Consider the following 12,593-nt stretch of genomic DNA (forward strand, 5'->3'; position numbering starts at 1 on the left):
ACTCCGCAAGGGAGCGCCCCGCGTCCACGCTACAATGCGCCTGCCGCTTTACAGCCAGCTTCAATTCCCAACCGACATGTCGAATTCTAACCGGGCCTTTCTGCTCGGCCCGTTGCTCAAGGGCGTCTCCCGCTCGTTCTACCTCACGATGCGCGTGCTGCCCGCCGGCATGCGCGATCCCGTGGGCGAGGCCTACCTGCTCGCGCGTGCGGCCGACACCATCGCCGATACCTCGCTGATCCCGCCCGCCCAGCGCCTCGCGCTGCTGCTGGCGTTTCGCGAGCGCGTGAACGGCATCGAGACCCGCGACGACGCCCTCGCGCGCATCGCCAGCGAAGTGGCCGGCCAGCAGACGCAATCGGACGAAAAGCTGCTGCTCGAATCGCTCGGCGGCGCGCTCGACGTGCTGGCCCAGCTCGACGAAGCCGACCGCGTGGCCGTGCGCGAGATCGTCACGACGCTCACGGAAGGCATGGAATTCGATCTGCACACCTTCCCCGACGAACATTCGGGCCAGGTGGCCGCGCTCGGCACCTGGGACGCGCTCGACCGCTATACGTATCTGGTGGCGGGCTGCGTGGGCGAGTTCTGGACGAAGATGACCTATATGCATCTGCCGGACACGCTCGCGCCCGCCCTGCGCGACACGATGTATCAGCGCGGCGTGCGCTTCGGCAAGGCGCTGCAACTGGTGAACGTGCTGCGCGATTGCGGCAAGGATCTGCGCATCGGCCGCTGTTATCTGCCCGCGACGATGCTCGCGCAGGCCGCGCTCACGCCCGAGGATCTGCTGCAGCCGGGGACGTCGGCGCGCGCGCGCCCGCTCATGTTCGGGCTCGTGCGCATTGCGCTCGATCATTTCCGCGCGGCGATCGACTATACGTTCGCGCTGCCGCGTCTTTCGGTGCGTCTGCGCCTCGCCTGCCTGTGGCCGATCTTGATCGGCCTCGAAACGCTGGAATTGCTGGTGGCGAACGAAGACTGGCTCGATCCGGCGCGGCCTTCGAAGCTCACGCGCAACGACGTCTATCGCATTCTCGCGTGCTCGACGCTCGCGGCCACGTCGAACACGCTGCTCAATGCGTGGTTCAAACGCCTGCTCAAGCGCATCGAATCGCGCATGGCCGCAATCGAGAGAATCTGAAGCTTAAAAAAACGGCGCGAGCGGATTGGTGTTCCGCCCGCGCCGTTTCTCATTACCGCTTTATTGCCGATTCACTGCGTCAGCCCTTCTCGCCGCGATACAGCTTGATGATGGCCGAAAAGTCGAGCTTGCCGTCGCCACGGCTACTCATCGCCTGATAAAGCTGCTGCGCAATCGCGCCCATGAAAGCGGGTTGATGCGCGCTCTTCGCGGCATCGGTGGCGAGGCCCAGATCCTTGAGCATCAGATCCGTGCCGAAGCCGCCGGTATAGCCGCGCGTCGAAGGCGCCGTTTCGATCACGCCCGGAAACGGGTTGTAGGTATCGGAACTCCAGCAGCGCCCCGTCGACGTATTCATGATGCCGCCCAGCACTTTCGCGTCGATGCCCAGCGCTTCGCCCAGCGCCATCGCCTCCGCCACGCCCGCCATGGTCACGCCGAGCACGAGGTTGTTGCAGATCTTGGCGACCTGCCCCGTGCCCGTCTCGCCGCAATGGACGATGTTCTTGCCCATGCCCGAGAGCACCGGCTTAACGCTCTCGTAGAGCGCCGCGCTGCCGCCCACCATGAAGGTCAGCGTGCCGGCCGCCGCGCCGCCCGTGCCGCCCGACACCGGCGCATCCACGAAAGCATTGCCGTTCGCCTGCGCCAGCTTGCCGAATTCACGCGCGCTGGCCGGATCGATCGTGCTCGAATCGATGATCGTCACGCCTTTGCCGATGCCCGCCAGCACACCGTCTTCGGCGCTCAGCACGCTGCGCACGTGCGCGGCGGCGGGCAGCATCGTGACGACCCACTCCGCGCCGCTCACCGCTTCTTTAGGCGAGGCGGCTTTGGTTGCGCCCGCATCGGCCAGCGTCTGCATCGCCCCAGCGCTCAGATCGAACACGCTCAGCGCGTGTCCGGCCTTGAGCAGATTGAGCGCCATCGGCGCACCCATATGACCGAGCCCAACGAAACCTATTTTCATGAGCGATTCTCCCTCGATGGTTCGCTGTTCGTTTCGCTTGTTGTTGCGCGTTGTGTGTGTGCTCAGCGCAGGCTGATCGTCGTGTTCACGCCGTCGTTGACGGTCGCGTCGTCGAACCAGCGCGCCGTGACGGTCTTGGTCTGCGTGTAGAACTGCACGACCTGCTTGCCGTACGGGCCGAGATCGCCAAGCTTCGAACCGCGCGAACCCGTGAAGCTGAAATACGGCACCGGCACCGGAATCGGAATATTGATGCCGACCTGGCCGATGTCGATTTCGCTCTGGAATTTGCGGGCCGCCGCGCCGCTTTGCGTGAACAGACCCACGCCATTGCCGAACGGATTCGCGTTGACGATCGCAATCGCTTCATCGAGCGTATCGGCCGTGAGCACGACCAGCACCGGGCCGAAAATTTCGTTGGTGTAGATATCCATGTCGGTCTTCACATCGGTGAACACCGTCGGCCCGACAAAGTTGCCGCTTTCATAGCCCGGCACCTTGACGTCGCGGCCATCGAGCGCGAGCGTCGCGCCCTGCTTCACGCCCGATTCGATCAGACCCAGAATGCGCTGCTTCGCGGCACGCGAGACCACCGGGCCGACATCGGTCTTCGGCTCGTGACCCGCATTGACCTTGAGCGCCTTCGCTTTTTCCACCAGTTCGGGCACCCACTGCTGCGCCGCGCCCACCAGCACCACCACCGACGTCGCCATGCAACGCTGCCCCGCCGCGCCAAACGATGCGCCTACCAGCGCATTGATCGCCTGCTCGCGATTCGCATCGGGCAGCACGACGGCGTGATTCTTCGCGCCCATCATCGATTGCACGCGCTTGCCATGTTCGCTGCCGAGCCGATAAACATGCGTGCCCACCGCAGTCGAGCCCACGAACGAAATCGCCTTGATCAGCGGATGCGAGCAGATCGCGTCGACCACTTCCTTGCCGCCGTGCACGACGTTGAGCACGCCCTTGGGCACGCCGGCTTCAAGCGCCAGTTCGACCAGCTGCATGGTCGAAAGCGGGTCTTGTTCCGAAGGCTTGAGCACGAAGGTATTGCCGCAGACGATCGCCATCGGAAACATCCAGAGCGGAATCATGGCGGGGAAATTGAACGGCGTGATGCCCGCGCAAACGCCGATAGGCTGCTGCAGCGTATAAGTATCGACACCGCCCGCGACGTTTTCCGCGAAGCCGCCCTGCTGCAATGTGCCGATCGAGCAGGCGTGCTCGACCACTTCGAGGCCGCGGAAAATATCGCCTTCGGCGTCGGGCAGCGTCTTGCCCTGTTCGGCCGTGAGCGTCTGCGCAATGCGCGACATGTTCTCGCGAATCAGCGCCTGCAGCTTGAGCATGATGCGAAGACGCGTGCCGATCGGCGTGTTCTTCCACGTGGCGAATGACGCCTGCGCGCTCTGCACGGCCCGGTCGACTTCCGCAACCGTAGCGAACGGCACGCGCGCCAGCACTTCCTGCGTGGCGGGATTGACGATGTCGCGCCACTCGCTCGTCTTCGAATCGACGAACTCGCCGTCGATCAGCAGTTTGACGGTCGACACGTGCGCGTTGGATGCCTGGGTGACTGCGTTCATCTTGCACTTCCTCTCAAAGGTTCGAATGATCCGGCCTTGGCCAGTTACATAGGATGACTGCTTATTTTTTACTCGTGACGCGATCGCATCATGAGTGTGCACACGAAGGCGATCACGGCCAGCACGACCATATACGCCACCACGTAATGCGGCTTGCCACCGCCGTAGGCGAGCAGCGCGGTTGCGATCATCGGCGCGACGCCACCGCCGAGCACGCCCGCAACCTGTACGGAAACCGAAATGCCCGAATAGCGGATTTCAGCGGGAAACTGCGCGGCAAAGAGTTGCGATTCGGGCGCATAGAGAATCGGGAATACGACACCCACGCCCAGCACCATCGCCCACCAGACTGTCGCCGCATGCAGCGTTTCGAGCATCGAAAAGAACGGCGCGGCGAATAGCGCCATGATCACGAGGCCTGCGAGAAAGAGACGTTTCTGCCCGATACGGTCGCTGAGCCAGCCCGAGAACGGCATGGTCACGAGCGAAAGCACCGCGCCTGCCGTGATCGCATGCAGGATTTGCACCTTGGGAATCTTGAGCTGGTTCGCGGCGTAAGCGAGCGCAAAGGCAACAACCAGGTAGAACCAGGTATTTTCCGCCGTGCGCGCGCCGATAATCGTCAGCAATTCGCGCGGTTGACGGCGGAACACTTCAACCACCGGCGCTTTCACGGGCTCGCCTTCGCGCTTCACGCGCTCGAAATCCGGCGACTCGGGCACACGCACACGAATCACCCAGCCGATCAGCACCAGCGCGATGCTCGCGAGAAACGGCACGCGCCAGCCCCACGAAAGCAGATCCGCTTCGGGCAACGCGGTCACGGCGGCCATCGCAATCGACGAAAGAATCAAGCCGAAACCCACGCCCGTTTGCGGCAGCGAACCAAAAAATCCCTTGCGTCCCGGCGGCGCATGTTCGACCGCCATCAGCACGGCGCCGCCCCACTCTCCGCCCACGGCCATGCCTTGCAGAAAGCGCATGGCCACCAGCAGCACGGCCGCCCAGTAGCCGATGCTCGCATACGAAGGAATCAGGCCGATCACCATGCTGGGAATGCCCATCAGCAAGAGCGTGGCCAGCAGCATCGATTTACGGCCGATACGATCGCCGAAATGACCGAACACGATGCCGCCCATCGGACGGCCGATAAAGCCCACGCCATAGGTCGCGAAAGCCGCGAGCGTGCCGAGAATCGGATCGAGCGTGGGGAAGAAAACCTTATTGAAAATCAGCGCGGCAGCGGTGCCGTAGAGGAAGAAGTCATACCACTCGATCGTGGTACCGGCCATGCTGGCCCAGCCTGCGATCAGATAGTCGCGGGCGCGTGGTTTATGTCCAGAAACGGGAACGGCCACTGCCGCCCCTTCGTGGGTCGACTGCATGTGCATCGTTTGTCTCCATCTTTATAGTAGGCGACCGTCCGTCACGCGGCTACGAAGCTTTTATGAAGCGGTCTGCTAACGAGTATAGTTATTCGAATATCCACGGCATATAGATGAAAAAGCCCATCCGATATGCAAAAAAACACAACGGGACAGATGGAGACATTGAATTGGGACGATTTGCGCTACTTCCTCGAAGTGGCGCGCACGCAGCGCGCGAGCGCCGCCGCGAAACGTCTGGGCGTCGATCACACCACGGTCGCGCGGCGCGTGCGCGAACTGGAAACCGCTTTGGGGACGGTACTATTCGACAAATCGCGCTCGGGCGGTTTCGTGCTCACGGCGGAGGGCCAGCGCCTGCTCGCCTATGCCGATGCAGTGGAAACCACGGTGCAATCGGCGAGCGAACAATTCGCGCAGGGATCGCAGTCGCTGTCGGGGCATGTGCGCGTGGGATCGACAGAAGGATTCGGCTGCTTTTTTCTTGCGCCGCAACTGGCGCGCTTTACGGCAAGACACCCGGATATGTCGATCGATCTGCTGCCGGTGCCGCATTTCGTGAGTCTGTCGAAACGCGAAGCCGATCTGGCGATCATGCTGGAGCGCCCGGAACGCGGCCAGTATGTCTATACGAAGCTCAGCGACTATCGGCTTCGACTCTATGGGACACCTGACTATCTGGAACAGCATCCGCCGATTCGTTCGGCTGCGGATCTGCGCCAGCATGCGTTTATCAGCTATGTCGCCGATCTGGCCTTCAGCCACGAACTCCTTTACCTCGAACGCAGCGCGCCCAATGTCACGGCGAGTCTGTGCAGCACCAGCGTGATTGCGCAATATCACGCGGCATTGCAAGGCAGCGCGCTCGCGATCCTGCCGTGTTTCATGGCCGAACCCGATCCGCGTCTGGTCAGCATCCTGCCCGATGAAGTCGTGGTGACGCGGCGCTTCTGGCTTTGCAGCCGCGAGGAATTGCGCAAGCTGCGCCGCATCACGTCGCTATGGGATTATCTGCGCGCGACCGCCGACGCGAACCAGCCGCTATTGCTAGGCGAATCGCAGAAAATGCACTACGTCGAGCCTTGAACGATTGAAAACAAAAAGGCCGCAGGGACAACCCATTCGTGGATTGCCCATGCGGCCTCGAAGCATCGGGCACGGCCCGCCGCGCGAAGCGGCCGGCGCGTGCCGCGCTCCGGCGATCAGGTCCCGACCGGACGGATCGTCAGCGCATTCTTCACCGACGTCACGCCAGCCACGCCCTTCGCCACTTCCGTAGCGCGGTCGATCTGGCCCTGCTCCGGCACCGTGCCTTGCAGGATCACAGCGCCATCCTTGGCGCGCACGGTGATGTTGGCCACGCTGATGTCCTTGGCCTTCGCCAGTGCGCCACGCACCTTGCGCGAAAGCGCACGGTTAGCCGCCTTGGCCGATTTGTATTGCTGTTTCGACTGCTGGACCGAGGCCTTGGCGGCGTCGGTCGGTGCGGCTGCGGGCGCGCTGGCGGCGTCCTGTGCATAGACGTGAAGCGAAGCAGCGACCAGCATCGTGCCGGCTGCCAGTTTGAACGCCTGAATAGCCTTCATGCAGTTTCTCCTGTTGTCACAGTTTTTTGATGGCCCAGCCGGGCCGTGCACTACACACCCATTCACTACCGGATACCGCTGTCTGCATGGCGCTGCCATGCGCATTGGGGACTAACGATACTCTATTTATTTCGAGTCTGATGCGAAAGCTGCCGCCAAAACTATTCAACCGTGGGTGAAAAGCATCAATTCAACAGAGGAATTGACGCGCGCCGCCAGGCCACGCCAGTACGCTTTCCCGCATGCCAGGACAATGCGAACTTACACCCGGCGCATTCCACATCGATGAATGCAATTGAATGCCATTTAAGCCGCGCCAATCAGGTGCATACATCCGTGCATAAAAAGACCATGCCGCATGAATAAGCACCTTTTGCCTCATTGATTGCCACGCAATCGCCTGTCCTTATCGACCAGCAACGTGTGTCATTCAAACTGCGTTGACAGACACTCACACAGGAATTACCCGCATTTACGCACGAAAGAAAAAAGCCTGGGCTTATTTGATCAATTGCGCCGCGAGTTGCGCCTTTACCCAGCGATAGAACTGCTGGATCGCCGCTTCACGCGGATGGCCTTCGCGCCAGGTAAAGTAATAGTCGAGCGAAGCCGGAATGCGTACCTGGCCGAGTTGCACCAGTTCGCCGCGCTCGATGAAACCGCGCGCCAGTTGCAGGCGCGCCGTCGCCACGCCCTGGCCCGCCACGGTGGCCTGCAGCAACAGACCGGCATCGTCGAAAACCGGACCGCGCTCGGGCTCGTCGCCGCCCACGCCCGCCGCCTCGAAGAAGTCGCGCCACGAACGCCGCGAGAAACGCAGCAGCGGCATGGCCGCCAGATCCTCGATGCGAAAGCCGGGATGGCGCGCCAGCAGCGCGGGACTGCACACGGCCACCACCTGATCGTCGAGCAGTTTGCGGATCTGGAACCCCGGCTCGTCCACCCGCCGATACCAGATGCCGACATCGAATGGATAGGGGTCGGGCGGCGTGACATCGGCGTGCATGCGCAGCGAAAGATCGACGTTCGGATAGCGGTCGTAAAAGTCGCCCAGACGCGGAATCAGCCAGACCGACGCGAAATCGGACATCACGCTCAATTCGAGCCGCGTGACGCCGCTCACACCCGGACGCGTGGCGTCGAGCGCCTCGCGCAGATCGTCGAGGCTGCGCCGCACGCGCTCGGCGAGTTGCGCACCTGCGGCGGTGGGAATCATGCGGCTGCCCGTGCGGCGAAACAACTCGACGCCGAGTTCCGCTTCGAGCGCGCGCAGATGGTGGCTCACGGCGCTGTGCGTCAAATGCAATTCTTCGGCGGCGCGGCTGAAACTGCGCCGGCGCGCCGCCGCTTCTAGCGCGCGCAGGGCCTGCAAGGGAGGGAGCGATCGGGACATGACGTCAAATTCTACTCACAATCGCGACTGAAATCTCTCGCTGGCCTCGCGCGCGGCTTTTCGCCAAAATCGCCTTTTCGCCAGTCTTCCGCCATTCCCACCGCTTTCGGGACGCCTTGCCTTGCGGCCCGGGCGCCCTTCGATCGATCGCAACCATGACCGCACTCAGATTGCGCGTATTCGCCGTCTTCGCGCTCGGCTACTTCGTTTCGTATCTGTTCCGTGGCGTCAACCTCGGTTTCGCGCCGTTCCTGACGCACGAAATGGGTTTCACCGCCACCGATCTCGGCACGCTCACGAGCCTCTATTTCCTCGGCTTCGCGGGCGCGCAGATCCCGGCCGGCGTGCTGCTCGACCACTTCGGCCCACGCCGCGTGACGTCGTGCGTGATGCTGGTGGCCGCCGCTGGCGCGCTCGTCTTCGGGCTCTCGCACAGCATGGGCGCGATGATGGTCGGCCGGCTGCTGGTCGGCGTGGGCGTTTCGGTGTGCCTGGGCGGCGCGTTCAAGGCCACGGCCCAGCACTTCCCGGTCGCGCAGCTGACGCTCGTCAACGGCCTCGTGATGGCGGTGGGCGGTCTGGGCGGTGTGGCGGTCGGCGCCCCGCTCTCGTGGCTGCTGACGATCGCGCCGTGGCGCTCGATCAGCATCGGCCTGGCCGTGCTCACCGCAGCGGTGGCGGCGACCATCTGGATTGGCGGCCCGCGCACGCGCGACACGCACCATCAGGCCAGCGTGCTCGAACAGTTCAAAGGCACCGCGCACATTCTGCGCAGCCACGCATTCTGGAAAACGGCGACGTTTTCCGCGCTGACGCAGACGGTGTTCTACGCGATGCAGTCGCTCTGGGTGGGCGCGTTCCTGCGCGACGTGACGCCGGCCGGCACTGTCGACGCGGCTTCGCGCGCGGCCTCGCTGGTTTCGGTGCTGGGCGCTGCGTTTATCGTCGGCAATATTGGCTTTGGCGCGCTCGCGCGGGCTTTCGAGCGGCGCGGCGTGAATGTCGCGCGTTTCTCCGGCGTGACCATGGCGCTGTTCGTGCTGGTTCAGGCGCTGCTCGCCGCGCGCGTCCCGCTGCCCGCGACGCTGCTGTGGGCCGCTTATGGCGCACTCGGCGGCACCGGCATCCTCACCTATGCCGTGCTCGCCGAATACTTCCCGTCGCGCCTGATCGGCCGCGTCAACACCACGTTCACGCTGGTGATCTTCGTGGGCATTTTCGTGACGCAGATCGCCATCGGCGCCGCGCTCGGACACTGGAGCGCCGTGGACGGCCACTATCCCGTGGTGGCGCATCAGGCCGTCTGGACCGCGCTGGTCGTGCTGCAAATGCTCGCGGGCGTGTGGTACTTCATGCCGGGACGCCGCGCGGGCGCGGCACAACACGCGATGGAGTCCTGAAGCACTGCATTTAACGCTCGCGCGCACCGCTCGCCGCACGCTGTTGCGGCGAGCGTTTTTATTCTGCAATTTATTTCGACATCCGAATTAATTCGACGTGAACCACCGCGATAAAGTGTCGATAACCTCGTTCCCCGCCATCGATGCAATAGTTTCCTTCAGGAAACACCTGCTCGCATAAATCGCCGCCTCGCGTACAATGCTGCCGCGCCGGCCCCGGGACGCAGCGAAAACCCGCTGACAACCGACTGGCCGGTAGTATGACAAAAGCCGCTCATCAGGCAGCGCCAATGCGAAACATGCCGTTCGATGTAATACAGCAAGCGCTCGCCGCGTGAGAAAATACGCTTTCGATTGTCCAGTTTGTGCACGGTCGTTTCCGAAACGAAACGGGAAGCTACATCCAGGCAGGTCCGGCACGTGTGTGCCGCGGCTATTCGATTGTGTCGATTCATGAAAAAGAGAGAAACTTCCATGCCAGACCATCACCATTCGCACGACGATCACTCCGAATCGTGCGGCTGCGATCTGTCACACCTCCTCGACGGCGTGGACGAGTTCACTCATCGCGTGTTTCCGGGTAACCAGGAGCTGTTCCGCAGCCTGGCCAACAACCAGGCCCCGCATACGCTGTTCATTACCTGCGCCGACTCCCGCGTGTCGCCGGAAATGATCACGCAGGCGCGCCCGGGTGAACTGTTCGTCTGCCGCAACATCGGCAATATCGTGCCGGCTTACGGCGAAATGCTCGGCGGCGTGTCCGCCGTCGTCGAATTCGCCGTGATGGCGCTGAACGTCAAGCAGATCGTGCTGTGCGGCCACACCGACTGCGGCGCCATGAAGGGCCTCGCCTCGGGCGACGCCGCCACCGCCAACATGCCCACGGTCACGGCCTGGCTGCGTAACGCCCAGGCGGCACGCAGCGTCGTGCTCACGCGCGGCCTGGAAGAAGATCAGGTCGTGCAGGCGCTGGTGGAAGAAAACGTGCGCCTCCAGCTCACGCATCTGCGCACCCACCCCGCCGTGGCGGCGCGTATCGCGCAGAACCAGCTGCAGCTGCAAGGCTGGGTGTACGACATCGGCCAGGGCACCGTGTCGATTTTCGACGACACGCACGGCCGTTTCGAATCGCTCGGCGAGGCTCGCGCCCGCCTGCGCAAGGACACCACGGGCTAAACGCCCCTGACGGGACGCCACCCGTCACGCCCGCCGTATCCAGAGACCGGACCACGCCGCCAGGCGTCGTCCGGTTTTTTTTCGCTTGATTCCAGCGATTCTCTCAAACAACGCAACAATGATTTGACGCTTAGGTAACGATATAGGTGTTTACCCTAGATCATGATCTCGCTATACTCTCGTCCGTAACATATGCGGTGCCCAACCGCAGCAGAAAAATAATTCCGGAGGTTGGTTACCCATGCAGTGTGCTTCCCTGCCGTATCCGCCGTACGAGACGCCGCATTCCCGTCTCACCCGCAACATCCGCACTACCCGCACGATCCGCAATACCTTTGCAGTCGCAGGACGATCGCCCGCGCCGCGCTAACGCCGGCACGCGCATCGCGCCGCCACGCCCTCGCCGGGCGCGGCTGGTCAGAACTTTCAGGCCCACTCCTCGTCAAGCGCCGTTTCACACGCCGCAGCTTTCGCCACGGTGAACGGCCCGCGCTCGCGCGCGCTTTGGCGGCTGGTAATGGGCTTCGCACCCGTCACGGGCTACGCGCCCGGTTACCGAAGGAGTTTTGCCATGGAATCCGCTCTCAAGTCGCCCGCCAAGATCGAAGTCAAGCTGCTGCTGCATCCGCACGACCATCACCGCGCCATGGCCATCGCCAAGGCCGCCAATCTTGCCGAGCGCGATTTTTACGCGCTGGCGATCCACCTTGGCGCGGCGGAAATCATGCGTTCGGCAGAAGCCGAATAAGCAGAATAAGCAGCGCAACGGACAGCCTGCCCGCTCGCGTCAAACCGGCGACGGGTTGCGCTCGCTGAATCCTTCCTGATGCCAGTACGGATACACCGGCCGCACGGCGCTCGCCGCGTCGAGCTTCGCGACCTGCTCCGCCGTGAGATTCCAGCCCACCGCGCCCAGATTCTGGCGTAGCTGCGCTTCGTCGCGCGCGCCGATCAGCACGGTCGCCACCGTCGGCCGCTGCAGCAGCCAGTTCAGTGCGATCTGCGGCACGGTCTTGCCGGTTTCCTGCGCCACTTCGTCGATCGCATCGAGCACGCGGAACAGGTATTCGTCCGGCACCGGCGGCCCCTGCTCGGCGGTTTTGTGCAGGCGGCTCGTCTGCGGCAGCGGCTGGCCGCGGCGGATCTTGCCGGTCAGGCGGCCCCAGCCAAGCGGGCTCCAGACCACCGCGCCCACGCCCTGATCGATGCCGAGCGGCATCAGTTCCCACTCGTAATCACGCCCGATCAGCGAGTAATAAGTCTGGTTGGCGACATAGCGCGGATAGCCGTAACGATCCGCCACGCCCAGCGACTTCATCAGATGCCAGCCCGAGAAATTCGACACGCCGGTATAGAGAATCTTGCCCGCGCGCACGAGTTCATCGAGCGTCGAGAGCACTTCTTCGGCCGGCGTTTTCGCATCGAAACCGTGCAGTTGAAACAAGTCGATGTAATCGGTCTGCAAGCGCTTGAGCGCATTGTCGACCGCGCGCTTCAAATGGAAACGCGAGGAGCCGACGTTATTGGCGTCGTCATCGTCGAAGCGAAAGGTCGCCTTGGTGGAAATGATGGCCTTGTCGCGACGGCCCTTGAGCGCCTCGCCCAGCACCGACTCCGACACGCCGCGCGAATAGATATCGGCGGTATCGAACATCGTGACGCCCGCGTCGAGACAGATGTCGATCAGACGGCTCGCTTCGGCCACATCGGTTGCGCCCCACGCTTCGAAGAACTCGCCCTTGCCGCCGAACGTGCCCGTGCCGAAACTCAGCACCGGCACCTTGAAGCCCGATGCGCCCAGAAAACGGTGTTCCATTTCCGATCCTCCACAAATCGTGCGTTGACGAATCGCCGACGAGTGTACGCGCGTCACGGGAACGCTGTCGCAGGCCCGCCGCGTTCATCCAGCCGGCTGGACAAGCATTCCGGCGCTGTACACCGGCACTTTCG

Annotated in this window: 11 protein-coding genes; 5 read left to right on the plus strand and 6 right to left on the minus strand. The window is 63.1% G+C overall.

Annotated elements, in window-relative coordinates:
* Positions 1-76: 76 nt before the first annotated feature.
* The gene (locus tag U5A67_RS06660; protein WP_321813459.1) at positions 77-1,144 is read left to right on the plus strand and encodes a phytoene/squalene synthase family protein; all 1,068 of its coding nucleotides are present in this window, start codon (positions 77-79) and stop codon (positions 1,142-1,144) included.
* Between the two features lie 79 nt (positions 1,145-1,223).
* Here the strand turns inward: U5A67_RS06660 and mmsB are convergent, their stop codons facing one another.
* The 3 genes from mmsB to U5A67_RS06675 form a co-directional block, all read right to left on the minus strand.
* Positions 1,224-2,114 carry a 3-hydroxyisobutyrate dehydrogenase gene (gene mmsB, locus U5A67_RS06665; protein ID WP_205982845.1) on the minus strand — a complete coding sequence of 297 codons (891 nt, stop codon included), beginning with the start codon at positions 2,112-2,114 and terminating at the stop codon, positions 1,224-1,226.
* Positions 2,115-2,176: 62 nt separating this feature from the next.
* Complete coding sequence (locus U5A67_RS06670) at positions 2,177-3,703, minus strand: CoA-acylating methylmalonate-semialdehyde dehydrogenase (protein WP_321813460.1); 1,527 nt, start codon at positions 3,701-3,703, stop codon at positions 2,177-2,179.
* Between the two features lie 68 nt (positions 3,704-3,771).
* Complete coding sequence (locus U5A67_RS06675) at positions 3,772-5,094, minus strand: MFS transporter (protein WP_415767783.1); 1,323 nt, start codon at positions 5,092-5,094, stop codon at positions 3,772-3,774.
* A gap of 126 nt (positions 5,095-5,220) precedes the next feature.
* Between U5A67_RS06675 and U5A67_RS06680 the strand changes: the two genes are divergently transcribed.
* Positions 5,221-6,174, plus strand: a complete 954-nt coding sequence (locus U5A67_RS06680) for a LysR family transcriptional regulator (protein ID WP_205982848.1) — start codon at positions 5,221-5,223, stop codon at positions 6,172-6,174.
* A gap of 116 nt (positions 6,175-6,290) precedes the next feature.
* Here U5A67_RS06680 and U5A67_RS06685 read toward each other — a convergent pair whose 3' ends face one another.
* On the minus strand, positions 6,291-6,674 hold the full coding sequence (locus U5A67_RS06685; protein ID WP_205982849.1) for a BON domain-containing protein: 384 nt from the start codon (positions 6,672-6,674) through the stop codon (positions 6,291-6,293).
* 499 nt (positions 6,675-7,173) lie between these two features.
* The gene (locus U5A67_RS06690; RefSeq protein WP_321813461.1) at positions 7,174-8,067 is read right to left on the minus strand and encodes a LysR substrate-binding domain-containing protein; all 894 of its coding nucleotides are present in this window, start codon (positions 8,065-8,067) and stop codon (positions 7,174-7,176) included.
* Positions 8,068-8,222: 155 nt separating this feature from the next.
* On the opposite strand from U5A67_RS06690, the gene U5A67_RS06695 reads away from it, so the two are divergent.
* The 3 genes from U5A67_RS06695 (at position 8,223) to U5A67_RS06705 (ending at position 11,391) form a co-directional block, all read left to right on the plus strand.
* Positions 8,223-9,467, plus strand: coding sequence for an MFS transporter (locus tag U5A67_RS06695; RefSeq protein WP_321813462.1), 1,245 nt, complete (start codon positions 8,223-8,225; stop codon positions 9,465-9,467).
* Between the two features lie 474 nt (positions 9,468-9,941).
* Positions 9,942-10,643: a carbonic anhydrase gene (locus tag U5A67_RS06700; protein WP_205982853.1), complete on the plus strand. Its 702-nt coding sequence runs from the start codon at positions 9,942-9,944 to the stop codon at positions 10,641-10,643.
* Positions 10,644-11,214: 571 nt separating this feature from the next.
* Positions 11,215-11,391 (plus strand): hypothetical protein, encoded by a 177-nt coding sequence (locus U5A67_RS06705; protein WP_205982854.1) that lies wholly within the window; start codon positions 11,215-11,217, stop codon positions 11,389-11,391.
* A 39-nt stretch (positions 11,392-11,430) separates the two neighbouring features.
* On the opposite strand, the gene U5A67_RS06710 is transcribed toward U5A67_RS06705, so the two are convergent.
* Positions 11,431-12,459, minus strand: coding sequence for an aldo/keto reductase (locus tag U5A67_RS06710; RefSeq protein WP_205982855.1), 1,029 nt, complete (start codon positions 12,457-12,459; stop codon positions 11,431-11,433).
* Positions 12,460-12,593: the final 134 nt, after the last annotated feature.

This window comes from Paraburkholderia sp. J69-1 (genome assembly GCF_905220255.1).
GTDB lineage: Bacteria > Pseudomonadota > Gammaproteobacteria > Burkholderiales > Burkholderiaceae > Paraburkholderia.